Annotated in this window: 23 protein-coding genes; 12 read left to right on the top strand and 11 right to left on the bottom strand. The window is 69.2% G+C overall.

The window, feature by feature from the left end; translation table 11 throughout:
* Position 1: 1 nt before the first annotated feature.
* Positions 2-1,258, bottom strand: a complete 1,257-nt coding sequence (locus ACPW96_RS19640; RefSeq protein ID WP_425821009.1) for a sugar ABC transporter substrate-binding protein — start codon at positions 1,256-1,258, stop codon at positions 2-4.
* Positions 1,259-1,455: 197 nt separating this feature from the next.
* Here ACPW96_RS19640 and ACPW96_RS19635 point away from each other — a divergent pair, with 197 nt between their 5' ends.
* The gene (locus ACPW96_RS19635; protein ID WP_425821010.1) at positions 1,456-2,478 is read left to right on the top strand and encodes a LacI family DNA-binding transcriptional regulator; all 1,023 of its coding nucleotides are present in this window, start codon (positions 1,456-1,458) and stop codon (positions 2,476-2,478) included.
* A gap of 27 nt (positions 2,479-2,505) precedes the next feature.
* Here the strand turns inward: ACPW96_RS19635 and ACPW96_RS19630 are convergent, their stop codons facing one another.
* Positions 2,506-3,330, bottom strand: coding sequence for an IclR family transcriptional regulator (locus ACPW96_RS19630; RefSeq protein ID WP_425885127.1), 825 nt, complete (start codon positions 3,328-3,330; stop codon positions 2,506-2,508).
* Positions 3,331-3,388: 58 nt separating this feature from the next.
* Between ACPW96_RS19630 and hutH the strand changes: the two genes are divergently transcribed.
* The 3 genes from hutH to hutI are packed head-to-tail and all read left to right on the top strand — an operon-like array spanning position 3,389 to position 8,009.
* Positions 3,389-4,999 (top strand): histidine ammonia-lyase, encoded by a 1,611-nt coding sequence (gene hutH, locus ACPW96_RS19625; RefSeq protein WP_425885126.1) that lies wholly within the window; start codon positions 3,389-3,391, stop codon positions 4,997-4,999.
* A complete protein-coding gene (gene hutU, locus ACPW96_RS19620) occupies positions 4,996-6,735 on the top strand; it encodes a urocanate hydratase (protein ID WP_425885124.1) in 1,740 nt (579 codons plus the stop codon). The genes hutH and hutU overlap by 4 nt, the downstream gene beginning before the upstream one ends.
* Positions 6,732-8,009 carry an imidazolonepropionase gene (hutI, locus tag ACPW96_RS19615; RefSeq protein WP_425885122.1) on the top strand — a complete coding sequence of 426 codons (1,278 nt, stop codon included), beginning with the start codon at positions 6,732-6,734 and terminating at the stop codon, positions 8,007-8,009. Before hutU ends, hutI begins: the two co-directional genes overlap by 4 nt.
* 103 nt (positions 8,010-8,112) lie before the next feature.
* Here the strand turns inward: hutI and ACPW96_RS19610 are convergent, their stop codons facing one another.
* From ACPW96_RS19610 to ACPW96_RS19585, 6 genes are all read right to left on the bottom strand, one after another.
* Positions 8,113-8,595: a SixA phosphatase family protein gene (locus ACPW96_RS19610; protein ID WP_425885121.1), complete on the bottom strand. Its 483-nt coding sequence runs from the start codon at positions 8,593-8,595 to the stop codon at positions 8,113-8,115.
* The gene (locus ACPW96_RS19605; protein WP_425885120.1) at positions 8,592-9,479 is read right to left on the bottom strand and encodes an arginase family protein; all 888 of its coding nucleotides are present in this window, start codon (positions 9,477-9,479) and stop codon (positions 8,592-8,594) included. Before ACPW96_RS19605 ends, ACPW96_RS19610 begins: the two co-directional genes overlap by 4 nt.
* 28 nt (positions 9,480-9,507) lie before the next feature.
* A complete protein-coding gene (locus tag ACPW96_RS19600; protein WP_425885118.1) occupies positions 9,508-9,882 on the bottom strand; it encodes a gamma-glutamylcyclotransferase in 375 nt (124 codons plus the stop codon).
* 42 nt (positions 9,883-9,924) lie between these two features.
* Positions 9,925-11,196: a DUF445 domain-containing protein gene (locus ACPW96_RS19595; RefSeq protein ID WP_425885116.1), complete on the bottom strand. Its 1,272-nt coding sequence runs from the start codon at positions 11,194-11,196 to the stop codon at positions 9,925-9,927.
* A 191-nt stretch (positions 11,197-11,387) separates the two neighbouring features.
* Positions 11,388-12,785, bottom strand: a complete 1,398-nt coding sequence (locus ACPW96_RS19590) for an NAD(P)/FAD-dependent oxidoreductase (RefSeq protein WP_425885114.1) — start codon at positions 12,783-12,785, stop codon at positions 11,388-11,390.
* Between the two features lie 55 nt (positions 12,786-12,840).
* Complete coding sequence (locus tag ACPW96_RS19585) at positions 12,841-14,022, bottom strand: acyl-CoA dehydrogenase family protein (protein ID WP_425885113.1); 1,182 nt, start codon at positions 14,020-14,022, stop codon at positions 12,841-12,843.
* A gap of 77 nt (positions 14,023-14,099) precedes the next feature.
* On the opposite strand from ACPW96_RS19585, the gene ACPW96_RS19580 reads away from it, so the two are divergent.
* Positions 14,100-15,092, top strand: coding sequence for a TIGR00341 family protein (locus ACPW96_RS19580; RefSeq protein ID WP_425821021.1), 993 nt, complete (start codon positions 14,100-14,102; stop codon positions 15,090-15,092).
* A gap of 41 nt (positions 15,093-15,133) precedes the next feature.
* On the opposite strand, the gene ACPW96_RS19575 is transcribed toward ACPW96_RS19580, so the two are convergent.
* The gene (locus ACPW96_RS19575) at positions 15,134-15,895 is read right to left on the bottom strand and encodes an alpha/beta fold hydrolase (protein WP_425885111.1); all 762 of its coding nucleotides are present in this window, start codon (positions 15,893-15,895) and stop codon (positions 15,134-15,136) included.
* Positions 15,896-15,936: 41 nt separating this feature from the next.
* Entirely contained in the window at positions 15,937-17,145 is a 1,209-nt protein-coding gene (locus ACPW96_RS19570; RefSeq protein ID WP_425821023.1) for an MFS transporter, read from the bottom strand.
* Positions 17,146-17,482: 337 nt separating this feature from the next.
* On the opposite strand from ACPW96_RS19570, the gene nrdH reads away from it, so the two are divergent.
* Genes nrdH through nrdF form a run of 4 tightly spaced genes read left to right on the top strand, consistent with a single transcriptional unit; the run spans position 17,483 to position 21,358 of the window.
* A complete protein-coding gene (gene nrdH, locus ACPW96_RS19565) occupies positions 17,483-17,716 on the top strand; it encodes a glutaredoxin-like protein NrdH (RefSeq protein WP_425821024.1) in 234 nt (77 codons plus the stop codon).
* Positions 17,717-17,719: 3 nt separating this feature from the next.
* A complete protein-coding gene (gene nrdI / locus ACPW96_RS19560) occupies positions 17,720-18,220 on the top strand; it encodes a class Ib ribonucleoside-diphosphate reductase assembly flavoprotein NrdI (RefSeq protein ID WP_425885109.1) in 501 nt (166 codons plus the stop codon).
* Complete coding sequence (gene nrdE / locus ACPW96_RS19555) at positions 18,217-20,346, top strand: class 1b ribonucleoside-diphosphate reductase subunit alpha (RefSeq protein WP_425821026.1); 2,130 nt, start codon at positions 18,217-18,219, stop codon at positions 20,344-20,346. Before nrdI ends, nrdE begins: the two co-directional genes overlap by 4 nt.
* Before the next feature lie 34 nt (positions 20,347-20,380).
* The gene (gene nrdF, locus ACPW96_RS19550; RefSeq protein ID WP_425821027.1) at positions 20,381-21,358 is read left to right on the top strand and encodes a class 1b ribonucleoside-diphosphate reductase subunit beta; all 978 of its coding nucleotides are present in this window, start codon (positions 20,381-20,383) and stop codon (positions 21,356-21,358) included.
* A 237-nt stretch (positions 21,359-21,595) separates the two neighbouring features.
* Here the strand turns inward: nrdF and ACPW96_RS19545 are convergent, their stop codons facing one another.
* Complete coding sequence (locus ACPW96_RS19545; RefSeq protein ID WP_425885107.1) at positions 21,596-22,075, bottom strand: MarR family winged helix-turn-helix transcriptional regulator; 480 nt, start codon at positions 22,073-22,075, stop codon at positions 21,596-21,598.
* 89 nt (positions 22,076-22,164) lie between these two features.
* On the opposite strand from ACPW96_RS19545, the gene ACPW96_RS19540 reads away from it, so the two are divergent.
* The 3 genes from ACPW96_RS19540 to ACPW96_RS19530 all read left to right on the top strand — a co-directional run bounded on the left by ACPW96_RS19540 (position 22,165) and on the right by ACPW96_RS19530 (position 24,600).
* Positions 22,165-23,097, top strand: coding sequence for an SDR family NAD(P)-dependent oxidoreductase (locus tag ACPW96_RS19540; protein WP_425885105.1), 933 nt, complete (start codon positions 22,165-22,167; stop codon positions 23,095-23,097).
* Positions 23,098-23,236: 139 nt separating this feature from the next.
* Positions 23,237-24,124: an amidohydrolase family protein gene (locus ACPW96_RS19535; protein ID WP_425885103.1), complete on the top strand. Its 888-nt coding sequence runs from the start codon at positions 23,237-23,239 to the stop codon at positions 24,122-24,124.
* A gap of 23 nt (positions 24,125-24,147) precedes the next feature.
* Entirely contained in the window at positions 24,148-24,600 is a 453-nt protein-coding gene (locus ACPW96_RS19530) for a MaoC family dehydratase (RefSeq protein WP_425885102.1), read from the top strand.
* The last annotated feature ends 47 nt before the right edge of the window (positions 24,601-24,647 follow it).

Here is a 24,647-nt window from a genome sequence, read left to right as displayed (position 1 = left end):
GTCAGCCGACCATTGCCTCGAGGTTCGCCTGAACCGAGTCGAGGATCGACTGGGGGTCACCGGTCTCCAGCGACTCGAGCTGGGCGTTGAAGTCGGCGATCACCTCGGTTGCGCCCTCCTGGTTCGGCGGGAACTGGGCGTACTCGGCGCCGGTCAGGAACGCGGTGATGTCGGGGTTCGCCTCGCTCCACGCATCGGCCGCGGACTGGATGGACGGCATCGGCCCGAACGCCTCCGAGAAGGCCAGCTGCTGCTCCGTCGAGGTCAGGTACTCGACGAGCTCGAGGGCGGCCTGCTGGTTGGGGCTGTCGGCGGCCATGCCCCAGCAGTTCGTGAACTGGAGTGTGCCGGGACCGGCCGGTCCGGCGGGGAGCTCAGCGACCGTGTAGGTGACGTCAGGGTAGTCGTTCGACATCGCGCCGCCGATCCAGTTGCCCTCGATCACCATCGCGGCCAGCCCCTTTCCGAAGGCTTCGCCGCCCCAGGTGGCGCCGATGTCGGTCGCGTAGGCGAATGTGCCGTCCGCGAGGTGCGCCTTGACGTAGTCCAGTGCCTCGACGTTCTCGGGGCTGTCGGCGACGGCCTCACCGTCGACCACCATGCCGCCGCCTGCCTGCGCCATGAACGTGCCGACGCGCTGGTACTCCGGCCCGAAGGCGAGGCCGACCTGGCCGCCCGTCGTCAGGGTCTGGGCCACGGTGCTCAGCTCGTCCCAGGTGGTCGGGATGTCCTCCTCGGTCAGACCGGCGGCCGCCCAGAGGTCGTTGTTGATGATGAGGGCGAGCGTCGAGAAGTCCTTCGGCGCGCAGTAGAACTCATCGTCGAGGGTGAAGTTCTCGACGAGCGACGGATAGAAGTCGTCCTTGTTGGACAGCTCGTCGCCGTATGCCTGCAACGACCCGTTCCCGGCGTACCCGGCGAGTGCCTCGGGGGAGAGGTAGAAGAGGTCTGCGGGTGTGCCGGCTGCGAAGCCCTGCGAGAGCTGCTGGGGAAGATCGTTGGCCACAGTGACCTCGGCCTCGATGCCGGACTCCTCCGACCAGGCGGCGACGGCTTCCTCGACGGCCGCCGTCTCGGCCTCGCCACTCGAGCCGATCAGGATGCTGAGCGCGTCCTCGGATGACGTGAGTCCGCCCTCTTCTCCTCCGCCCGCGTCGCCGGTGTCGTCGAACGAAGAGCCGCCGCAGCCGCTCAGGACGAGCGCGCTGACGAGGGCCAGTCCGCCCACCCCTGCTAATGCGCGTGTGTTCCGTGTCATGTCTGTCTCCTTTGAAAAACACTGATGATGCTGTTGACGACGTTCTCCGAGATGCCTTGATCGATCCAAACTTTGAACGATCAAATTCGCGATAGTCGAAACGTACGAGCCGTCTTGTGGGCATGTCAACCCCTTGAGATAGCCTGACGATAACGATTTGAACGTTCAGAGATCGGTGCCGGTCGTAAGGAGAAGGCATGGGCAAGCCGCCCACGGTGGAAGATGTGGCGTTGGCCGCCGGCGTCTCCCGGCAGACGGTGTCGAACGTGCTGAACTCGCCGGACATCGTGCGTCCGGCGACGCGGGAGCGGGTGGAGCGCGCGATCGCGGAGCTCGCGTATCGCCCGCACATGGCAGCGCGCCGTCTGCGCACCCGGCGCAGCTCCACGATCGGCGTCCACCTCGATCCCTACTCCGGCGGCATCTCCGGGGTGCTGCTGGACCGCTTCATCCACGCCCTCACCGAACACGCCAGCGAGCGCGGAATGCGGGTGCTGATCTACAGCGCCCGCAGCGCCGAAGAGGAGATCGCGCGTCTCGGCGATCTGGTCGACGGCGCCGAGATCGACGGTGTCGTCATCACGGGCACGTTCTTCGGCGACCCACGCACGGGGTGGCTGCTGGCGCGGGACGTCCCCTTCGTGTCCTTCGGCAGGCCGTGGGGCGGCGACGACGTCTATCGCTCGGCGCACACGTGGGTCGACGTCGACGGAGCCGCGGGCACGCGGGCCGCGACGCGTCATGCCCTCGCGACGGCGGGCGCCAGTGTCGGCTTCTTTGGCTGGCCTCCGGATGCCGGCACCGGCGTCGACCGGGAGCGCGGCTGGCGCGAGGCGATGGCGGATGCCGGGGCCACGGGCCCGCGTTTCGAGGTCCTCGACGGCGTCGCCAGCGCCCGCCAGGCGATGACCGCCGCCTTCTCAAACCCTGCGGTGCTGCGCGAGCTGGATGCACTGGTCTGCGTGAGCGACGCGCTCGCGGTGGGCGCGCATCTCGCCGCCGCGGATGCCGGGCGGCGAGAGCTTCCGATCATCGGGTTCGACAACACCCCGGTCGCCGAGGCCCTCGGCATCTCGAGCATCGAGCAGTCTCCCGAGCGCGTCGCGGCGGCGGTGCTCGATCTGCTGATGGGCCCGACCGGCCGCGCCGTCGCTCCGCTGCAGGCGGACCGGGCGCCCGAGCACGTGCTGGTCGAGCCTCGCCTGATCGTGCGAGGGTAGAAGGCGCGGACGTGCGCGTTCTCCCCGTCAGCGGCGCGCACCCCGGATGCGGCGGCCGAGCTCCGCGGCGGTCGGTCGGACCAGCGCGGCCAGCGCGGCGGCATCCGGAACGCCGTCGCTCGCATAGGTGACGGCGACGGCCGCGATCGGCCAGTCGACGTGGTCGAGCACGGCCACGCCGACCGAGCCGAGCCCGAGGGTGACCTCGCCGTCCTCGATCGCAAACCCGCGGGCGCGCACCTCCCGCAGCACCTCACGCAGTTCGCCCGGACGGGCCGGACCCCGACCGGTGCGGTCTGCGAAGGCCGCGGCATCCGGATAGAGGGCACGCACCTGCTCCCGCGGAAGCGCCGCGAGCATGGCGCGGCCGGACGCCGTCAGGTGGCCGGGGAGGCGGACCCCGACGTCGGTGACGAGTGCCGTCCGCCGCGGAGCCCGCTCCTCGACGATGTAGAGCACCTCCCGGCCCGTCATGACGGCGAGGTGGGCGCTCTCGCCCGCGCGGTCGACGAGCTCGGCGAGCAGCGGGCGGCCGAGCCGGGCAAGCGGCTCCTGGCGCGCATACCCGCCGCCCAGCTCGAAGGCGGCCACCCCGAGCCCCCACCGCCGGTCGTCGGGCAGATGCACGACGAAACGATGGGTCTCGAGCGCGCCGAGCAGATGGTAGACGCTCGAACGGGGGATGCCGAGCGCCGTCGCGATGGTGCGGGCGGCGACGGGGCCGCGCTGATGCGCAAGGAAGGAGAGGATGCGGAGCGTCTGGTCGGCGGCGGGAACCTGAGCACGCGGAGAAGGCAGGAGCGCAGGGGAACCGGGAGATGCGGGAACATCGGCCTGGCTGTCTGGTATCACAGACACAGGATGGCATAGCGCCCTCGTAAACGGGAGTGCCGGGGTGTGGAATCGAGCCATGACCACCGTCAGCCCTCCTCCTCTCACGCCCGAACACGCGCGCGCCGCCGCACCCCGGAACGTCGTCGTCGGCGCGGCGCCGCTCGACCCCCAAGACGTCGTCGCTGTGGCGCGCTATGGCGCTCGCGTCGAGCTCGATGCCCCCGCGATGGACCGCGTGGCGGCATCCCGTGCGCTCGTCGAGTCGCTGGCGTCGGACCCCGAGCCCCACTACGGCATCTCCACCGGCTTCGGCGCCCTGGCGACCACCTTCATCGCCGAGGACCGGCGAGCGCAGCTGCAGGCGAGCCTGATCCGCTCGCACGCCGCCGGCACGGGAGCCGAGGTGGAGACCGAGGTGGTGCGGGCCCTCCAGCTGCTGCGCCTTCAGACCCTCGCCACGGGCCATACCGGGGTGCGCCCCGTCGTCGTGGAGACGTACGCCGCCATGCTGAACGCCGGCATCACGCCGATCGTGCGGGAGTACGGGTCGCTCGGATGCTCGGGCGACCTCGCGCCGCTCTCGCACATCGCCCTCGCGGCGATGGGGGAGTCGGACGTGCGGGTGATCGACTTCGCTCGGTCCCTGAGCGAGCGCAGCGACACGAAGGGCGCATCCGCAGCGCTCGCCGAGGCCGGCATCGAGCCGCTCGTGCTCCGCGAGAAGGAGGGCCTCGCCCTCATCAACGGCACCGACGGCATGCTCGGGATGCTGCTGCTCGCGCTGCACGACCTCTCGATGCTGCTGGACACGGCGGATGTCGCGGCCGCCATGTCGATCGAGAGCCAGCTCGGCACCGATGCGGTCTTCGCCGCGGATCTCATGGCGCTGCGCCCGCAAGCCGGGCAGGCGGCATCCGCGGCGAACCTGCGTGCCTTCCTCGCGAACTCGCCTCTCGTCGCGAGCCATCGCGACCCGGCGGTGTGCACCCGGGTCCAGGACGCGTACTCGCTGCGCTGCGCACCCCAGGTGCACGGCGCCGCCCGCGACACCGTCGACCATGCCGCCATGATCGCCTCGCGCGAGCTCGCGAGCGCGGTCGACAACCCGGTGATCACCGACGATGACCGCGTGGAGTCGAACGGCAACTTCCACGGGGCGCCGGTGGCGTACGTGCTCGACTTCCTCGCGATCGCCGTCGCCGACGTGGCCTCGATCTCCGAGCGCCGCACCGACCGGGCCCTCGACAGGACCCGCAGCAACGGGCTCCCGCCCTTCCTCGCCGACGAGGTGGGCGTCGACTCGGGGCTGATGATCGCGCAGTATGCCGCCGCCGGGATCGTGTCGGAGCTCAAACGGCTCGCCGTACCGGCATCCGTCGATTCGATCCCCTCCAGCGCCATGCAGGAGGATCACGTCTCGATGGGCTGGGCGGCAGCGCGCAAGCTGCGCCGGGGCATCGACGGGCTCGCGCGCGTGCTGGCGATCGAGGTGCTGACCGGCGCCCGCGCGATCGATCTGCGCGCCCCGCTGCACCCCGGCCCCGCCACCGGCGCGGTGCGCGATCTGGTGCGCACCGTTGCGCGCGGCCCAGGCCCCGACCACTTCCTCTCCCCCGACATCGAGGCGGTGACCGCGCTGGTGCTCTCGGGGCAGATCGCGGCCGCCGCGGAAGGAGCAGTGCGATGACCACCCACGACGCTTCGACAGGCTCAGCGACCGCTGGCTCAGCGACCGCTGGCTCGGCGACGACAGGCTCGGCGACGACAGGCTCGGCGACCGCTGAGCGCCACATCCGTGCCGCGCGCGGCAATCAGCGCACGGCCAAGAGCTGGGGTGCCGAGGCCGCCAAGCGGATGCTGATGAACAACCTCGACCCCGAGGTCGCCGAGCACCCCGAAGACCTCGTGGTCTATGGCGGCACCGGCAAGGCAGCGCGCAGCTGGGAGGCGTACGACGCGATCGTCCGAACCCTTGACGAGCTGGAGCCCGATGAGACGCTGCTGGTGCAGTCCGGCAAGCCGGTGGGCGTCTTCCGCACCCATGAGTGGGCGCCGCGGGTGCTGATCGCCAACTCGAACCTCGTGGGGGACTGGGCGACGTGGCCGGAGTTCCGCCGCCTCGAGCAGCTCGGGCTCACGATGTACGGGCAGATGACTGCCGGCTCGTGGATCTACATCGGCACGCAGGGCATCCTGCAGGGAACGTACGAGACGTTCGCCGCCGTCGCACGGTCGCTCGGCCGCGACGACCTCGCCGGCACCCTCACGCTGACCGGCGGATGCGGCGGCATGGGCGGCGCGCAGCCGCTGGCCGTGACCCTCAACGGCGGCGCCGTGCTGATCGTCGACGTGGACGAATCGCGCCTCGCCCGCCGCGTGGAGCACGGCTACCTCGACGAGTACACGACCGGCCTCGACGACGCCGTCGCGCGCGTCGTCTCCGCGAAGGACGAGGGCCGCGCGCTCAGCGTCGGCGTCGTCGGCAATGCGGCCCTGGTGTTCCCGGAGCTGCTGCAGCGCGGCATCCCGATCGACATCGTGACCGACCAGACGAGCGCGCACGATCCGCTCGCCTACCTGCCGGTCGGGGTGGATGTCGAGGACTGGGCAGCGGAGGCCGAGCGCGACCCGGTGGGGTTCACCGACCGCGCGCGCGGCAGCATGGCCAAGCAGGTGGCCGCCATGGTCGGGTTCCAGGATGCCGGTGCCACCGTCTTCGACTACGGCAACTCGATCCGCGCGGAGGCGCAGCTGGGCGGTTTCACACGAGCCTTCGAGTTCCCCGGCTTCGTGCCGGCGTACATCCGGCCGCAGTTCGCCGAGGGCCGCGGACCGTTCCGGTGGGTGGCGCTGTCCGGAGACCCGGAGGACATCCGCAAGACCGACCGCGCGATGATGAACCTGTTCCCCGACAACGCCGGGCTCGTGCGCTGGCTGGAGAAGGCCGGCGACGCCGTGCACTTCGAGGGGCTGCCCGCGCGCATCTGCTGGCTGGGGTACAAGGAAAGGCACCTCGCCGGCCTGAAGTTCAACGAGATGGTGGCCTCGGGCGAGCTCTCCGCTCCGATCGTCATCGGCCGGGACCACCTGGACGCCGGATCGGTGGCCTCGCCGTACCGGGAGACGGAGGCGATGGCGGACGGTTCCGACGCGATCGCCGACTGGCCGCTGCTGAACGCCCTGCTCAACACCTCGAGCGGCGCCTCGTGGGTGTCGATCCACCACGGCGGAGGCGTCGGCATCGGCCGCAGCATCCACGCCGGACAGGTCACCGTCGCGGACGGCAGCGCGCTCGCGGCCGAGAAACTCGAGCGGGTGCTGATCAACGACCCGGGCACCGGTGTCATGCGGCACGTGGATGCCGGCTACGACAGAGCCAAGGAGGTCGCGCGCGAGCGCGGCCTGGACATCCCGATGCTATGACCGCGACCCTTCTCACCAACATCGGCGAGCTGACGACGAACATCGCCGCCGACGGCGACCCGTGCGGCACGATCCGCGACGCCGCCGTGCTGATCGAGGGCACCAGGATCGCGTGGGTCGGCGCCGCCGCCGACGTCGAAACCCTGGGTTTGGGGCGCATTACGTACTTCGGGGCGCACGTAGCGCGCCCCGGCGGACGGAGCGCGCCCCAAACCCCGGACGACGGAGGGATCGCGCCCCGAACCCGCGAGGAGCGGGGGACCGAGATCGTGGATGCCGGCGGGCGGGCGGTGATCCCGGGGTTCGTCGACAGCCACACGCACCTCGTCTTCGGCGGTGACCGAGCCGACGAGTTCGAGGCACGGATGTCGGGCACGCCGTATGCCGCGGGCGGAATACGGCGCACGGTGGCGGCGACCCGGGCCACGAGCGACGTCGACCTGCGCCGCCGGCTGGCGGGTTTCGTGGCCGAGACACGATCGCAGGGCACGACCACGCTGGAGATCAAGACCGGCTACGGGCTGACGGTCGCCGACGAGGAGCGCCTCGCCCGCCTCGCCGCCGAGGTCACCCCGGAGGTCACGTTCCTCGGTGCGCACCTCGTTCCGGCCGAGTACACCGATCGCCGAGACGAGTACGTGGACCTGGTGTGCGGGCCCATGCTCGACGCCTGCGCGCCGCACGCACGGTGGATCGACGTGTTCTGCGAGACCGGGGCCTTTACGCCCGACGAGACCCGCCGAATCCTCGCCGCCGGCATCGCCCGGGGCCTCGAAGCGCGCGTGCACGGCAACCAGCTCGGCCCCGGAGAGGGCGCACGCATCGCCGCGGCGCTGGGCGCGGCATCCGTCGATCACTGCACGTACCTCGACGATGCGGATGTCGCCGCACTCGCATCCTCCGGCACCGTCGCGACGCTGCTGCCGGGCGTGGAGTTCTCGACCCGGCAGCCCTATCCCGACGCGAGGACGCTGCTCGACGCCGGCGTGACCGTCGCGATCGCGAGCGACTGCAACCCCGGTTCGAGCTTCACCAGTTCGATGCCGCTCATGATCGCGCTCGCCGTGCGCGAGATGCGGATGACGCCGGCCGAGGCCGTCTGGGCCGCCACCGCCGGCGGCGCCCGAGCGCTGCGCCGCGACGATATCGGCACCCTCGCACCGGGGATGCGCGCCGACCTGGTGCTGCTCGATGCGCCGACGCGCGTGCACCTCGCCTACCGTCCGGGCGTGCCACTCGTGCGGAGCGTCTGGAAGGACGGCGCGCTCGCCTGAGCCGCCTCGCGGCCGTGAACAGAGCCGCCTCGCTGCCGTGAACAGAGCCGCCTCGCGGCCGTGGACTGAGCCGCCGCTCTTCGTCAAGCCCCGCTTCGCAGGATCAGCTCAGCCGCGGTGCGTCGAAACGCCAGTTCGTCGGCGCGGAGGCGAGGGCCGTCTCCCACGAATCTCCGCTGCCGTCCGCCCAGGTGAAGGTCGCGACCGCACACGTCGGCATGTGCACGATGTCCGGCGCGAATCGGCCGGCGAGGACGCTCATGCCGGGGTCGTGCGCCACGACCATCACGCCGTCCACGTCGCGCTCGGCCACGATGGCCGTGATGTCCGAGGGCGATGCTCCGTAGAGGCGCTGGTCCTGCTCGACGGGAAGGCCGAGCACGACGGCGAAGACCTCCGCCGTCGTGAGGGCGCGCAGCGCGGTGCTGGAGAGGATGGCATCGAGCACGACTCCGGTCCCCGCGAGCCGCTTCGCCATGCGCGGCGCGTCGTGCTCGCCGCGATCGTTCAACGGCCGGTCGTGGTCATCGATATCGGCCTCGTCCCAACTGGATTTGGCGTGGCGGGCGAGCACGAGGGTCTTCACGATCGCAAAGATACGCCCGCCAGCAGCTCCAGCACGCATAAAGCCGCGAGACGCACCGTACGCCCATCCGGGGCGTCGGCCGTGGCATCCACTTCGACGATGTCGGCCGACGCGAGATGGACGTCGGATGCCGCGGCGCGCACGAGCGCGCGCAGCTCCCACGCGGCCAGTCCGCCGGGGATGCTCGCGGGGCACCCGGGGGCGACGGAACGGTCGCACACGTCGACATCGATGTCGAGATGGATGTCGCCGCCGCCCGATCCCGCGACCTCCAAGGCCTCGGCCATCACGTCGGCTGCGCCCCGGCGCCGCACGTCGTCGAGGCCGATGACGGTGATGCCGTAGTCGCGCGCCCGCCGGGCGTACGCCGCCGAGTTCGCGAAGTCGGCGATGCCGACCTGCACGATGCGCCGGCCGTCGAAGCCGTCCTCGACGAGGCGCCGGACGGGCGACCCGTTCGAGACTCCGTCGCGCAGGTCGAAGTGCGCGTCGATCGTGATGAGGCCGGCGGATCCGGCGCCCTGCGCCATCGCGTACGTCGCGCTGTTGTCGCCGCCGAGCGCCACCACCAGGCGCGCCCGTGCCCTCGCCGCGGCCACGAGCGATCGCACTGCGGACTCGCCGTCGGGGCCATCGGGCTCGGGGACGTCGCCGGCATCCGCGACGCGCAGCGCGCCGACATCGACGGGTCCGGCCATCAGGGTCGGGCTGTAGCGGCGGAGCGCCTCTCGCACGGCGGCGGGGGTCGCGTGCGCGCCCGTGGGCGAGAGCGAGGTCCGCCACGCGGGCACCCCGACGATCACCGCATCGAGGGCGTCCCCCGAGTCATCCATGGCCGGCCAACCGCCGGCTCGGGGCCAAAGGGGATCGGAGGGAAGCGCCACGGGTTGAGGCTACTCCGGCTCCGTGTCGCTACTCGGGGTGGATCGCACGATCCATCCCGTGGCCGACGTAGACCCATGCATCCAAGCCGCTCGCCAGGCGCACCCGCTCGCGGTGGTACTCCTCCACCTTGTACTCGTCGGCGGCGTCCAGCTCATCCTCCGTGATGCGCACTGCGGCGCCGACCACCTTGTCGAGCGGATTGCCGGTGCGCCGCACGATGGGGCGCGACGCCTGCGCGCTTCTGACGGCGTGCGGGTCCTCGATATCGACGTAATCGACCGTGTAACAGGGCAGCACGTCGGCGTCGCCGTTCATCAAGCGACCGAAGGTGTCCAGCTGCACCTGCGGGATGCGCAGAGTGTCATAGGTGAAGAGGATCTCGTTCGCGGGGGCGTCGCTCACGCCACCAGGCTAGTGGCTTCGCGCCCGAACGAGTCGTAGATTTCAGCCCAGCAGCGCGTGGGCGATCGTGAAGATGACGAGCCCCGCGAGCGCGCCGACGAACGTGCCGTTGAGGCGGATGTACTGCAGGTCCCGGCCGACCATGAGCTCGATCTTCTCCGTGGTCTCATCCGGATCCCACCGCTCCACTGTTTCGGTGATGATGCTCGCGATGTCGTGGCGGTAGCGGTCGACGAGGAAGACCGCGGCGTTCGTCACCCATTCGTCGACGCGGTGCTGCAGCGAGGGATCCTTCGTCAGGCGCTCGCCCACCTCTTCGAGCGCGGCCTTGGCCCGCACCCGCAGCCCGCTGGCCGGATCTTCGAGCGCCTTCAGCAGCCCCGTCTTCGCGGTGTTCCACGCCTCGCCCGCCAGTTCGCGCACCCGGGGGCTGTCGAAGATCCGGGACTTCGCGTCTTCCAGCTTGCCGATCGTCTCCGGGTCGTGCTGCAGGTTGTCGGCAAGCCGGGTGAGATAGTCGTCGATGGCGATGCGGGCGGAGTGCTGCGGATCTGCCTGCATCGCGAGCATGAACGTCACCGCCTCGCGGTAGACGGTGTCATCGACCAGCCGCGCCGCCATCCGCGGCAGCCAAGCGGGCAGCCGGCGGGATACCAGGCCCTCGAACGCCGCGTAGTTCACTTCGAGCCAGCCCAGGATGCTGTCGACGGCGAGGTCGACCGCCCCGTGATGTGCGCCGGACCCGATGACCCGGGTGAGCCACGCGCCGGCGGGCGGCCCCCATTCCGGTTCGATCAGATGCTCGCGGGCGAGGTCTTCGATCACCTCGCGCACGTCGTCGTCGCTGAGGGCGCGAAGCACCCCGGCGGCCATCGCCGCCCCCTCCGTCGCCACGCGCTCGGCGTGCGCGGGGGTTCTCAGCCATGCGCCGAGGCGCTCCGCGATGTGCGTCGCTTCGAGCTTAGTGCGCACGATCTCGCCCGAGAGGAAGTTCGTCTCGACGAACTCGCCCAGCGTGCGGCCGATCTCGTCCTTGCGGTTCGGGATGATGGCCGTGTGCGGGATCGGGATGCCGAGCGGATGCCGGAACAGGGCCGTCACGGCGAACCAGTCAGCCAGGGCACCGACCATGCCGCCCTCAGCGAATGCCCGCACGTATGCCATTCCGGGGTACGTGCTCTGCAGGGCGAAGGCCACGACGAACAGCAGCGCCATCAGCAGCAGGGCGCCGAGCGCGACGCCCTTCATCGTGCGGAGCGCCCGGCGTCGCTCCTGGTCCGCGGGGCTCAGCAGGGCCGTGGGGGTGCGCGCCATCACGCCATCCTCGCATGCCCTCCGCTGCGCCGGCCCGACCCACACCGAGCGACACTTCGTCGCGCTTCGCTCGCCCCGTGCGGGTCGAAGCGACACGAAGTGTCGGCTGGGCGCTTCGCGGTGCCGGCAGGAGACGGAAGTGTCGCTGGGCGACCGGTGAGTGGCCAGCGACGTCCCCTCGGCGGTCGCCGTCAGGAATCGAAACCCAGGCCGAGGGCATCCAGCGTTCTGAGCAGCACGTCGCGACGGCCCCCGTGGCGGTCGGCGCGGTCGAGCGAGCGGCGGGTGAGGTTGATCCCGATCGCAGCCGCCGGCTCGGGCGGGAACGGGAGCGGGCGTCGCCGCACCATCTCGAGGTCGGTGCGTTCGGTGGGTGCCCCCTCGAGCAGATCGAGCATCACATCGGCGGCGAACCGGGTCGCGCCGACACCGAGCCCCGTGAACCCCGCGGCATACGCAACCCGCCCCTCGCGTGCGGTGCCGTAGTACGCGCAGAAGCGCGTGCAGGTGTCGATCGCACCGGCCCAGCGATGCGTGAACCGCAGCCCCTCGAGTTGCGGGAACGTCGTGAAGAAGTGCTCGGCGAGTGTGCGGTAGGTCTCCGGCCGGTCCTCGTACCGGGCCCGGACACGCCCGCCATAATGGTAGACGGCGTCGTACCCGCCGAACAGGATCCGATTCCCGGCCGTGAGCCGGTAGTAGTGGAACTGGTTCGCCGAGTCGCTGAGGCCCTGTCGGTGCGACCAGCCGATGCCGGCCAGCTGCTCCGCGTCGAGCGGCTCCGTCATCAGCACGTAGTCGTAGACCGGCACGGTCATGAGCCGGTTGCGCTTCAGCAGCGACGGGAAGACGTTGGTCGCCAGCACGACGTCGCGGGCGAGGACCCGGCCGTGCTCCGTGCGCACCGACACGGGGTGCGTGCCCTCGAGGCCGCGCACGGGGGAGTGCTCGAAGATCTCGACGCCGAGCTCCGCGGCCACACGCGCGAGCTCGAGGGCGAGCTTCGCCGGATGCACGAGCGCGTTCGACCGCTTGTCCCACGCCCCGGCCAGATAGGTGGGGGAGTGGACCTCGGCGCGCACGGCATCCGTATCGAGGAACCCCTCCTCCTCTCGCAGCCATTCCACCTGATGCGGCTCGGTAGCGACGCTGAGCGCCCCGGTGCGCTCGAAGTCGACGTCCATGCCGTAGCGGCCGACGGTGGCCTCGATGTCGTCGAGGTTCTCCGCGCCGAGCCGCTCCAGCCGGTCGATCTCCTTCGGCCAGCGGGTGACGCCGTTCTCGTGGCCGTGCGTGATGCTCGCCTCGCAGAAGCCGCCGTTGCGGCCGGAGGCGGCCCATCCGATGCCGGCCGCTTCCACGAGCACCACTCGGCGCTCCGGGTCGCGCTCCTTCGCGCGCACCGCGGTCCACAGACCCGCGTAACCCCCGCCGACGACGGCGAGGTCGGCTCGGACCTCTCCTCGCAGGGATGGATGCCGGGGGCGTTCGACGTCGTCCAGCCAGAACACCGAGGGCTGCGTCGTCGAGAGCGCGTCCGTCACCGCCCTCGCCGATGGCGGCCGTCGATCGAAGACGGTCGTGCTCATGCGTGTCCTCCGTTGTCGCAGGGTCGAGAAGCCGAGGTGTTCGGCGCCGTGCGCACTATGCATCCACCGGGCCGAGCCAGGCGCTCGCGACAGTGGAATGGGCCGATTCCGGATCCGAGGGGTGGAAGAGGCCGGCGAGCACGTCGCGGTACAGCCGGCTGAGCTCGGATCCGGAGAAGTACGACGAGCCGCCCGCCACGAGGATCGCGTCATCCACCACGGTCTTGGCCATGGTGACGGCGCGGTGCTTCACGCCGGCGAGCAGCGAGAACCACCGGGAGCCGTGATCGACGAAGCCGTCTATGTCGCGCCCGATCGCCTCGAGCTGCGGCGGAAGCGCGTCGTACGCCAGCGCCATCTCGGCGACGCGCCAGCGGATGTCGGGGTCCTGGCTGTAGGTCTTGCCGGTCTTCTTCGACCGCCGCTTTCCGGCGGTCTGGACGGCGAGCTCCAGGGCACGGCGGGCGATCCCGGTGTAGACCGAGGCCAGCAGCAGCTCGAAGACCCCGAAGAGGCCGAAGACCAGGGGGTCGGGATTCGGGCCCGGCGGGATGCGCCGCACGACCCGGTCCGGTGGGGCGACGGCGCCGTGCAGCTCGGTGGTGCGGCTCTGGGTGCCCCGCATGCCGAGGGTGTCCCAATCGTCCCTCGTCACGAGGGTGCCGCCGGCCTCGGCATCCGCCCGCGCGACGAAGGCGTAGATCATCTGCGGCGCGTCCGGGGACGTGGTGTCGAGGCCGTGCAGCCCGAGCTGTGTCCAGACCGGGGCGAGGGACGTGAAGATCTTGGTGCCGGTGAAGGCGTACGAGCCGTCGGGCTGCGGGGCGGCATCCGTGTCGCTTCCGAAGAGGACGAGGTCATTGCCGGCCTCGCTGATGCCGAAGGCGAACACTTCCCCGGCCGCCGCGCCCTCCTGCACGAACGCCAGGTCGTCGATTCCGCGATCGCGCAGCACCTTGGCCACGCCCGTCCACACGAGGTGCATGTTGATGGCGAGCGCGGTGGCGGGGGCGGCGCCGGCAAGGCGCTGCTGCAGCACGGATGCCTCGGCGAGGCCGAGCCCGGCGCCTCCACGGTCGCGCGGCACCAGGATCGACAGGTAACCGGCGGCCTTCAGCTCGTCGAGATCCTGCTGCGGGAAGGTGTTCGCCCGGTCGTGCGTCGCCGCGCGGGAGCGGATGCGCTCGAGCAGCTCGTCGGGAAGGAGAGCGGCGGGGTCGAATCCGGGAGCGGTCACCCGTCCATTCTGTCCCGGCGGCGTGCGTGGCGGCGCGGCCCCGTCATCCCCGACCGCGCCGGGAGCATGATGTGGACATGTCGCGAATGACGCAGTCGCTGATCCCCGTGTCGCAACGCCAGCCGGTCGCCGTGCTGAACGATTCACTCGACCTCGACCACGGCGACGTGATCAGCAAGCGCAGTGGATTCCTCATCATGCTGACCCTGTCCGCCGTCATCGCGATCGCCGGCATCCTGACAGACTCCACCGCCACGGTGATCGGCGCGATGATCATCGCACCGCTGGCGACGCCGATCCAGGGCATCGGTCTCGGCATCGTGACCGGTCACCTCAGCCTGGTGGTGAGGTCGATCTTCTGGGTCGTCGCGGGCATGCTGATCGTGATCGTGCTGGGCGTCGTCTTCTCGGCGGTGATCGCGGATCCCGCGAGCCTCTCCACCAACTCACAGATCACCAGCCGCACGGCACCGGGTCTGCTCGACCTCCTCGCGGCGATCGCCACCGGAACGGCCGGTGCCTTCGCCCTCGCCCGGCGGGACCTGAGTGCGGTGCTGCCGGGTGTCGCGATCGCGATTTCGCTCGTTCCGCCGCTGGGTGTCGTCGGCGTCACCCTCGGGCAGGGGGACTGGAACGGCGCATTCGGGTCGCTGATGCTCTTCCTCTCCAACCTCGTCGCGCTCGTCATCGCTGCGAGCATCGTGTTCACGATGTCGGGTTACGCGAGGGAGCCTGATTCGCTGCCCACGGCCAATCGCCGCCGCGCCTACACGGTGGTCGGCGTGCTGGCGCTGCTCGTGACGATCCCGCTCGCGGCCAATTCCGTGGTGGCCGTCGCCCTCGCGCGGTGGAGCGTCGAGATCAGCGATTCCACCGCGGAGTGGCTGGGGGACGATTCGGAGGCGAGCGTCGACGACGTGCAGTGGCAGGGCCTGACGGCCGTCGTCGATGTCACGGCGCCGGACGGCGACGTGCCCTCCGTCGACGAGCTGCGCGACATTCTGAACCTGCCGAGCTTCGTCACGGTCGTGCTCGAGATCGACGAGGGGTCGAAGATCCCAGTGACATGACATGCAGTGACGTGACGTCGGCGCGACCAGTCGCGGCGCGATCAGTCGCCCAGCGCCGCGAACAGCTGCGCGAGCGTCGCGTCCGGCTCGTCGCGGTGTGGCGAGTGTCCCGCGCCCTCGACGATCGACATCGTGATGAGGCGGTTCGCCGCGAGCACAGCCTCCGCCGTCGCTCCGGTGAACAGGCTGTACACCTTCGGATCCGCGCCGAGCACGTGTGTCGGCACAGTGAGGCGCGCTGCGGCATCCCGCACATCCCACGGACGGTTCTGCACGCTGGTCTGCTCCACGGCCCATCGGCTGGCGCGCGCGACCGCGTCGATCTTGAGCTCGAGGTCGTGCGGATGCCAGTTCGGGTGCTCCTCCCGCACCACGGCGATGCGGTTGTCGGCGAACGCGCGCTCCTGGCTGGAGCGCACGATCTCGGCGTCGCGCTGCATCACGACGATCCCCGGGTCCACCAGCACCAGGCGACGGGTCCAGTCCGGGCGGTCGGCGGCGGCGAGCACGGATGCCGCGCCCCCGAGCGAATGGCCGACCACGAGGTCCCACGGCCCGCCGCCCTCCGGACGGGTCTCGGCAAGGTCCGCGGCGTACGCGGTGAGCCGGTAGTCGAGGGCGCGCGGCGCCGAGCCGTGACCCCGCAGGTCGACGGCCTCGGCGTGCCACCCGGCATCCGCGAGTCCCACGCCGATGCGCCACATCAGCGCACCGGACGAGCCGAGGCCGTGCACCAGCAGGGCGCGCCTGCGTGCCGAAGGATCGCCCCACGCCAGCCGTGGAAGGGTCAGCGGTGCGCTCATCCGGCCAGTTTACGAGCGGGCGCGGCGCGGGTGCGCAGCGCTCAGGAGGTCGGAAGGGTCAGCGGCTCGGTGTCGGGGATGGGGCTCGGATCCCGGTGCCGCAGGTCGGGGAAGGCGCGCACGAACACCAGCGCCACGACAAGGCCGAGCAGGGCGAACGTCGCCGCCGCCCAGTACGCCCCCTGCGGGCCGATGCCGTCGATGAGGAAGCCGGCCACCGCCGAGCCGGCGGCGGCGCCGATGAGCTGGCCCGTGCCGATCCACCCGTACGCCTCGGCGGTCTCGCTGAACTTGACGCTCGCGCTCGTCATCGCGAAGAGCACCGCGAGGGCGGGGGCGATGCCGATTCCTGCAAGAAAGAGCGTGCCGCCGATCCACCAGATGTTCAGCGAGACGATCGTGAGCGAGAGCCCGACGGCGAGGATCGCCATGCGCCGCGCCATCGCCCACGGGCCGATCGGGATGTGGCCGAACGTCAGGCCCCCCGTCAGGCTGCCGATGGAGAACACCGCCAGCACGAGACCGGCCTCGAGCCCGCTGTGCCCGAAGGTCGCCACGACCCCCGCCTCGACGGCGGCGCACGCGCCGATCAGGAGGAAGCCCACGACCGTGGCGAGCAGGATGGGCGGCTTCATCAGCACCTTGCCGAGACCGCGACGGCTGCGCGGGATGCGCACCCTGCCCACCTCGGGCGACAGGATGAACCAGGCGCCCCCGCCGATCAGGATGACGACGATCAGCAGCAGCGCCTGGACGGTGCCGACCTGCGTCGCCACGATCGTGATGACGACCGGCGCCACGATCCAGATGATCTCCTGCAGCGACGCATCGAGTGAGAAGAGCGGCGTGAGCTGCCGGGAGTTGACGAGCTTCGGGTAGATGGTGCGCGCGGCCGACTGGATGGGCGGCGTCGCAAGGCCCGCGATCACGCCGAGGGCCATGTACCCGGGAAGGGGCAGCTCCAGCAGCGCCAGGGCGGTGATGGCGAGGGCGCAGATCGCCAGGGTCACGGTGAGGACCCGACGCATGCCCCAGATGCCCATCCAGCGGCTGGTCACCGGGCCGGCGATCGCCTGACCGACGGAGGTGGCAGCCAGAACGAGTCCGGCGGCGCCGTAGGAGCCTGTGACCTGCTCGATGTGCAGCAGGATCGCCAGCGAGGTCATCCCGTTGGGGAAGCGCGCGGTCAGCTGCGCCGCGATGATGCGCCCGACACCAGGGGTTCGCAACAGATCCCGGTAGGCGCCCACGAGAGACAAGCCTAGGGCGCGACACGCCGGAGCCCGTTGTCCACAGGAGATCGGATGTCGGAGGCCACGCGTAGCGTCTGGTCTGTGGAGAGGATCTGGCCGCGCCATCCGAAACAGCCGTGATTCAGGCGTTTTCCAGGTTCGAAATCCGCGCCGTCCCTGTGGATGAAACGGTGGACAACCTGTGTTGTACTCAGGGAGAGCAGTGGAAAACTACACGGATGTAACTACTAGCCCTTGTGGTGCTACCTAATGTCGGTACCCATATGTAGTATTGGACTCCCGGCGGGGGCACTGCCGGACATACCATCAGATTCAGAGGGAGAACGGGTCACACATGTCGATCACCGTCTACACCAAGCCCTCCTGCGTTCAGTGCACGGCGACCTACCGCGCGCTCGATTCGAAGGGCATCGAATACGAGGTCCTCGACCTCTCGCAGGACCCCGCGGCCCTCGAGCAGGTCAAGGCTCTCGGCTACCTGCAGGCGCCTGTCGTCATCGCCGATGAAGACCACTGGTCGGGCTTCCGCCCCGACAAGATCGACGAGCTCGCCGCCCGCCTGGCCTGACCGATGAGCGCCGCGGCCACAGCACCACATGTGCCGCTGCGCAGCAGCGACGCGCGGTTGGCCGACGCGTCCGCACCGCTGGTCGTCTACTTCTCCAGCACCTCCGGAAACACGGCTCGTTTCGTCGCCAAGCTCGAACAAGCCGGCTCCCTCGGATCGCCCGCGGTCCGCATCCCGCTCCATTCCTCCGACCCTGTCCCCGTGATGGATGCACCGTATGTGCTCATCACGCCGACCTACGGGGGCGGGGAAGGCCGCGGGGTGGAGCGCGGAGCGGTGCCCAAGCAAGTCATCCGGTTCCTCAACGACGAGCGAAACCGGAACAACCTGCGGGGGGTCATCTCCGCGGGGAACACAAACTTCGGCGAGTCGTTCTGTCTCGCCGGCGACATCATCAGCCGCAAGTGCCATGTGCCGCACTTGTACCGGCTCGAAGTATTCGGCACACCGGAAGACGTAGATCGCGTGAGCGAAGGATTGGAACGACTGTGGAAGCGACAGTGAACGAAAAGGTCGATGCGTACGCGGGGTTGGACTACCACTCCCTGAACGCGATGCTCAACCTCTACGGCGCGGACGGCAAGATCCAGTTCCAGGCCGACAAGCGTGCCGCGCGCGAGTACTTCCTGCAGCACGTCAACCAGAACACGGTCTTCTTCCACACCCTCAAGGAGCGGCTCGACTACCTCGTCGAGAAGGAGTACTACGAGGGAGCGGTGCTCGAGAAGTACCCGTTCGAGTTCATCCAGAGGCTCAACGACCTCGCGTACTCGAAGAAGTTCCGGTTCGAGACGTTCCTCGGGGCGTTCAAGTACTACACGAGCTACACGCTCAAGACGTTCGACGGCAAGCGCTACCTCGAGCGCTTCGAGGACCGCGTGGTGATGACCGCCCTCGGCCTCGCCGACGGCGACCAGAAGCTCGCCACCGAGCTGGTCGAGGAGATCATCTCCGGCCGCTTCCAGCCCGCCACGCCGACGTTCCTGAACACCGGCAAGGCGCAACGGGGCGAGCTCGTCTCGTGCTTCCTGCTGCGCATCGAAGACAACATGGAGTCGATCGCCCGCGGCATCAACTCGGCCCTGCAGCTCAGCAAGCGGGGCGGCGGCGTGGCGCTGCTGCTCTCGAACATCCGTGAGGCCGGCGCGCCGATCAAGCAGATCGAGAACCAGTCCTCCGGCATCATCCCCGTGATGAAGCTGCTCGAAGACTCCTTCAGCTACGCCAACCAGCTGGGTGCCCGTCAGGGCGCCGGCGCGGTCTACCTGTCGGCGCACCACCCCGACATCATGCGCTTCCTCGACACCAAGCGGGAGAACGCCGACGAGAAGATCCGCATCAAGACGCTGTCGCTGGGTGTCGTCATCCCCGACATCACGTTCGAGCTGGCCCGCAACGACGAGGACATGTACCTCTTCTCGCCCTACGACGTCGAGAAGGTCTACGGCAAGGCCTTCGGCGACATCTCGGTGACCGAGAAGTACCGCGAGATGGTCGATGACCCTCGGATCAAGAAGACGAAGATCAACGCGCGCGAGTTCTTCCAGACCATCGCCGAGATCCAGTTCGAATCGGGCTACCCGTACGTCATGTTCGAGGACACGGTCAACAAGGCGAACCCGATCAAGGGCCGCATCAACATGTCCAACCTGTGCAGCGAGATCCTGCAGGTGAACACCCCGACGACCTACAACGAGGACCTCTCGTACAAGGAGATCGGCAAGGACATCTCGTGCAACCTCGGCTCGATGAACATCGCGCTGTCGATGGATGCCCGTGACCTCGGCAAGACGGTCGAGACCGCCATCCGCGCCCTGAGTGCGGTGAGCGAGCAGAGCCACATCCGTTCGGTCCGCTCGATCGAGGACGGCAACGACCGGTCGCACGCGATCGGCCTCGGGCAGATGAACCTGCACGGCTACCTCGCGCGCGAGCACGTGCACTACGGTTCCGAAGAGGGCATCGACTTCACGAACATCTACTTCTACACGGTGCTCTTCCACGCGCTGCGGGCGTCGAACAACCTCGCGATCGAGCGCGGCACGGCGTTCGACGGGTTCGAGGACTCGACGTACGCGAGCGGCGCGTTCTTCGACAAGTACATCGACCGCGCATGGGAGCCCGAGACCGCCAAGGTCAAAGAGCTCTTCGCCGGCCAGCACATCCCGACGCAGGACGACTGGGTGGCGCTGAAGGCGTCCATCCAGCAGCACGGCATCTACAACCAGAACCTGCAGGCCGTGCCGCCGACCGGGTCCATCTCGTACATCAACAACTCGACGTCCTCGATCCACCCGATCGCGTCGAAGATCGAGATCCGCAAGGAAGGCAAGCTCGGTCGCGTCTACTACCCGGCGGCGTTCATGACCAACGACAACCTGGAGTACTACCAGGACGCCTACGAGATCGGCTACGAGAAGGTCATCGACACCTACGCCGCGGCGACGCAGCACGTCGACCAGGGCCTCTCGCTGACGCTGTTCTTCAAGGACACCGCGACCACGCGCGACATCAACCGCGCGCAGATCTACGCCTGGAAGAAGGGCATCAAGACGATCTACTACATCCGCCTGCGGCAGATGGCCCTCGAGGGCACCGACATGACCGAGTGCGTCTCCTGCATGCTTTAGTAAAGACGACTAACAAATAGCGAAGAAGATCACAATGACCCCCGAAAAGCTCAAGCTGCTCTCGCACGTCGAGGCGATCAACTGGAACCGGATCCAGGACGACAAGGACGTCGAGGTCTGGAACCGCCTCGTCAACAACTTCTGGCTGCCCGAGAAGATCCCGCTGTCGAACGACATCCAGTCCTGGAACACTCTTACCCCTGACGAGCAGCTGCTCACCATGCGGGTGTTCACCGGGCTGACGCTGCTCGACACGGTGCAGGCCACGGTCGGTGCCGTGTCGCTCATCCCCGACGCCATCACGCCGCACGAAGAGGCGGTGTACACGAACATCGCGTTCATGGAGTCGGTGCACGCGAAGAGCTACTCCTCGATCTTCTCGACGCTCGCGTCGACGAAGGAGATCGACGAGGCGTTCCGGTGGTCGGTCGAGAACCCGAACCTTCAGAAGAAGGCCGCGATCGTCATGGAGTACTACCAGGGCGACAGCCCGCTCAAGCGCAAGGTCGCATCGACCCTGCTCGAGAGCTTCCTCTTCTACTCCGGGTTCTATCTGCCGATGCATTGGTCGTCGCGTGCCAAGCTGACGAACACGGCCGACCTCATCCGTCTGATCATCCGCGACGAAGCCGTGCACGGGTACTACATCGGCTACAAGTTCCAGAAGGGCCTCGAGAAGGTCAGCGAGCGCGAGCGCGAGGAGATCAAGGACTACACCTTCTCGCTGCTCTACGAGCTCTACGACAACGAGATCCAGTACACGCAGGACCTCTACGACGGCGTCGGCCTGACGGAGGACGTCAAGAAGTTCCTGCACTACAACGCCAACAAGGCGCTGATGAACCTCGGCTACGAGGCGATGTTCCCGTCATCGGTCACGAACGTGAACCCGGCGATCCTGTCGGCGCTGTCGCCGAACGCCGACGAGAACCACGACTTCTTCTCGGGGTCGGGTTCCTCGTACGTCATCGGCAAGGCCGTCGCCACCGAAGACGAGGACTGGGACTTCTGAGCTGACGCGAGCCCCTGAAACGGCTGCTGAGAGGCCCGGTCCCGCAGGATTCTGCGAGTCCGGGCCTCTTTCGTGCCTTCTCTTGACAGACAGAGGCGGACAGCGATGGACATGAATTGCCGTTCGGTCGGGCATGCGGGGGGCACGTGCGCACCCCTCACATGGGTCAGGGGCTCGCAACGGGGACGATTTTGGACTCGAGGTGGCTGTGACCTCGTGCCCATCGGAGCACCGCGATCAGGCTGCGGAATCGGGGAACGCGAGCTTCCGGAGCAGTGCGGTGAGCTGCCGGCGCTCCGCGGCGCCCAGACCGCCGAGCAGCTCGGCCTGGGCCGCCGCCACCGACACCGCGGCGCGCGCGTGCAGTGCGCGCCCTTCGTCCGTCGCGAGGACGACGTTCACGCGGCGGTCGTTCGGGTCCGGGAGCCTCGTGACCAGGGAACGGCTCTGCAGGTCATCGACCAGGGCGACGACCTGGCTCGGATCCAGGCGGAGGAATTCGGCGAGTTCGCGCTGAGTAGGCTGTCGACCGCTCGCCGCCAGAGCAAGCACCGAGTAGGACCGCACCCGAAGCCGGTGCTCGCTGAGAGCCGCACTTCCCGCCGCAAGCGACAGGGCGTTGACGCGGGCGAGGAGGAAGCTCGGGTCATCGAACAGATCCGCGTCCGCGTCGGATCGCCAGCCGGGATTCCCGGGCCTCGACTCGACGCTGCTCATGGTCCGAGGATAGCAAACATCCACGTTCTCAATCATTGACAAGTTCAACGATTTGACGTTCAATGTAGCGAGACACGAAGGAGTTCCGCATGTCGCTGAACGGCAAGGTTGCCATCGTCACCGGATCCGGCCGAGGCCTCGGCCTCGCCTACGCGGCCGAGCTTGCCCGGCAGGGCGCATCCGTCGTCATCAACGACGTCGACGCGCAGACCGCCGCGGACGCGGTCGCCACCGTCGAGGCCGCGGGAGGCAAGGCCGTCGCCGTTGTGGCGCCGGTCGGTCCCACCGAGACCGCGCAGAAGCTGGTCGCTGCAGCGGTCGAGAACTTCGGCCGGCTCGACATCCTCGTCACGAACGCCGGCGTGCTGCGCGACACCGTGCTCTGGAAGATGAGCGATGACGACTTCGACACCGTCATCAACGTGCACCTTCGCGGCACCTTCACCTGCGGGCGCGAAGCCGCGACCCGCATGCGCGAGCAGGGTGAGGGCGGGCGGATCATCTGCATCGGTTCTCCGACGGGCCAACGAGGCAACTTCGGCCAGACCAACTACGCCGCTGCCAAAGCCGGCATCGTCGGCATGGTGCGCACGTGGGCTCTCGAGCTCAAGCGCGCGGGGATCACCGCGAACGCCGTCATCCCCGTGGCGGCGACGGCCATGACGGCGACGGTGCCCTACTTCGCCGCGGCCGTGGAGGCCGACGCCAAGGGTGAGCCGATGCCCGCGTTCTTCCGCCACGATCTCGGGTTCGGCACGTCCGATGATGTCGCGGGCGTCATCGCGTACCTTGCATCGGATGCCGCAGCCGACGTCACGGGACAGGCGATCGGCGTCGGCGGCGATCGACTGCAGCTCTGGTCGCACCCCGAGCCCGTCGTCACCGCGTACCGCGACGGTGGGTGGACATACGACGCCCTCGAGGCGGACTTCGCGGGCGAGTTCGGCGGCTCGCTGCAGTCGGTGGGGGAGAGCTTCCCGCCTCTGCCCGAAGATCTCCAGCGCCCGGCGCCGTCCGCGTGACGATCGTGTTCAGTCTGGGTGCGGTCGCGGGGCGTTTCGTCTCGCTTCGCTCGCTCAACGACCGGGGCGCGGCGCGGTCGCGCGGCGACGGGGGCGGGCACTCAGTCGCCTTCCGGTCGCTGAGCGGGCGGCGGGCGGGATGACTCGGTACGAAGCCGCGATCGACGTCGATGCCGTCGAGGCGATCGACATGCACGTGCACATCGAAGTCGACGAGCACGGGCACACCTCTCTTCCGCCCGATCTGGTCGAGGCCGCCAGCCGGTACTTCAGCACCGACGCGCCCCGGCCGGACCTGGACAGCGTCGCCGCGTACTACCGGGAGCGCCACATGGCGGCGGTGGTCTTCACCGTCGACGCGGGCACCCGGCTCGGGCACGCCCCGCTGTCCTCGGCGGAGGTCGCTGAGGGCGCCGCGCGGAACAACGACGTGCTCATCCCGTTCGGCTCGGTCGACCCGCTGCGCGGTGCCGCGGCCGTCGACGACGCGCGTCGGCTCGTCGAGGAGAGCGGTGTGCGGGGCTTCAAGTTCCACCCGACCGTGCAGGGGTTCGACCCGAGCGACGAGGCGCACTACCCGCTCTACGCGGCGATTCAGGATGCCGGGGTGCCGGCGCTCTTCCACACCGGGCAGACCGGCATCGGCGCCGGCATGCGCGGTGGGTACGGGTTCCGCCTCGGCCTGTCGAACCCGATGCTGCTCGACCCCGTCGCCGCGGACTTCCCCGACCTGCAGATCATCATGGCCCACCCGTCCGTGCCCTGGCAGGACGAGGCGCTTGCCGTCGCGACCCACAAGCACAACACGTGGATCGACCTGTCCGGCTGGAGCCCGAAGTACTTCCCTGCCGAGCTCGTGCGATACGCCAACTCGATCCTCAAGAAGCGCGTCCTCTTCGGATCGGACTTCCCCCTGCTGATGCCCGACCGCTGGATCCGGGATGCGGAGCAGACCCCCCTCAAGCCCGAGGTGATGCCGGGGATCATGAAGCACAACGCGGCCCGGCTGCTCGGGCTCGCCCCCTGACCCATCGGAATGAAGGAGCACCAATGACCACCACCGTCGCCTACGCAGATGTCGCCGGCCTCGCCGGCAACGACCTCGGATACACGGATTGGCTGGAGATCACGCAGGAGAAGGTGAACACGTTCGCCGACGCCACCGGCGACCAGCAGTGGATCCACACCGACCCCGAGCGGGCCAAGGACGGCCCCTTCGGCGGGCCGATCGCCCACGGATTCCTGACCCTCTCCCTGGCCGTGACCTTCTGGACCGAGCTGTTCGAGGTCGAGGGGGTCAGCACGAAGGTCAACTACGGCCTCGACAAGGTGCGGTTCATCTCGCCGGTGAAAGTCGGCGCGCGGGTGCGCATGACGGCCGTCATCGCCGAGGTCACCGAAGTCGCCGGCGGCTACCAGTTCGGCGTCGACCAGACCATCGAGATCGAGGGCGGCACGAAGCCCGCCGTGGTCGCCCGCGGCCTGTATCGCTTCTACGCCTAGCGCGTTTTGGTCTCGCGGCGCTCGCTCGACGACCGATCCCGCAGGAC

Origin of the sequence: Micromonospora sp. DT81.3, from assembly GCF_049847225.1 — a bacterium.
GTDB lineage: Bacteria > Actinomycetota > Actinomycetes > Actinomycetales > Microbacteriaceae > Microbacterium.
This window is presented reverse-complemented; position numbering and strand designations above follow the sequence as displayed.

Bases quoted from the DNA above. Each gene is read 5' to 3' on its own strand.
- ACPW96_RS19580 (WP_425821021.1), top strand. From the start codon at position 14,100: ATGTCGCGAATGACGCAGTCGCTGATCCCCGTGTCGCAACGCCAGCCG.
- ACPW96_RS19530 (WP_425885102.1), top strand. From the start codon at position 24,148: ATGACCACCACCGTCGCCTACGCAGATGTCGCCGGCCTCGCCGGCAAC.
- hutI (WP_425885122.1), top strand. From the start codon at position 6,732: ATGACCGCGACCCTTCTCACCAACATCGGCGAGCTGACGACGAACATC.
- nrdI (WP_425885109.1), top strand. From the start codon at position 17,720: ATGAGCGCCGCGGCCACAGCACCACATGTGCCGCTGCGCAGCAGCGAC.
- ACPW96_RS19595 (WP_425885116.1), bottom strand. From the start codon at position 11,196: ATGGCGCGCACCCCCACGGCCCTGCTGAGCCCCGCGGACCAGGAGCGA.
- hutH (WP_425885126.1), top strand. From the start codon at position 3,389: ATGACCACCGTCAGCCCTCCTCCTCTCACGCCCGAACACGCGCGCGCC.
- ACPW96_RS19535 (WP_425885103.1), top strand. From the start codon at position 23,237: ATGACTCGGTACGAAGCCGCGATCGACGTCGATGCCGTCGAGGCGATC.
- ACPW96_RS19640 (WP_425821009.1), bottom strand. From the start codon at position 1,258: ATGACACGGAACACACGCGCATTAGCAGGGGTGGGCGGACTGGCCCTC.
- ACPW96_RS19590 (WP_425885114.1), bottom strand. From the start codon at position 12,785: ATGAGCACGACCGTCTTCGATCGACGGCCGCCATCGGCGAGGGCGGTG.
- hutU (WP_425885124.1), top strand. From the start codon at position 4,996: ATGACCACCCACGACGCTTCGACAGGCTCAGCGACCGCTGGCTCAGCG.
- ACPW96_RS19635 (WP_425821010.1), top strand. From the start codon at position 1,456: ATGGGCAAGCCGCCCACGGTGGAAGATGTGGCGTTGGCCGCCGGCGTC.
- nrdH (WP_425821024.1), top strand. From the start codon at position 17,483: ATGTCGATCACCGTCTACACCAAGCCCTCCTGCGTTCAGTGCACGGCG.
- ACPW96_RS19545 (WP_425885107.1), bottom strand. From the start codon at position 22,075: ATGAGCAGCGTCGAGTCGAGGCCCGGGAATCCCGGCTGGCGATCCGAC.
- nrdF (WP_425821027.1), top strand. From the start codon at position 20,381: ATGACCCCCGAAAAGCTCAAGCTGCTCTCGCACGTCGAGGCGATCAAC.
- ACPW96_RS19540 (WP_425885105.1), top strand. From the start codon at position 22,165: ATGTCGCTGAACGGCAAGGTTGCCATCGTCACCGGATCCGGCCGAGGC.
- ACPW96_RS19575 (WP_425885111.1), bottom strand. From the start codon at position 15,895: ATGAGCGCACCGCTGACCCTTCCACGGCTGGCGTGGGGCGATCCTTCG.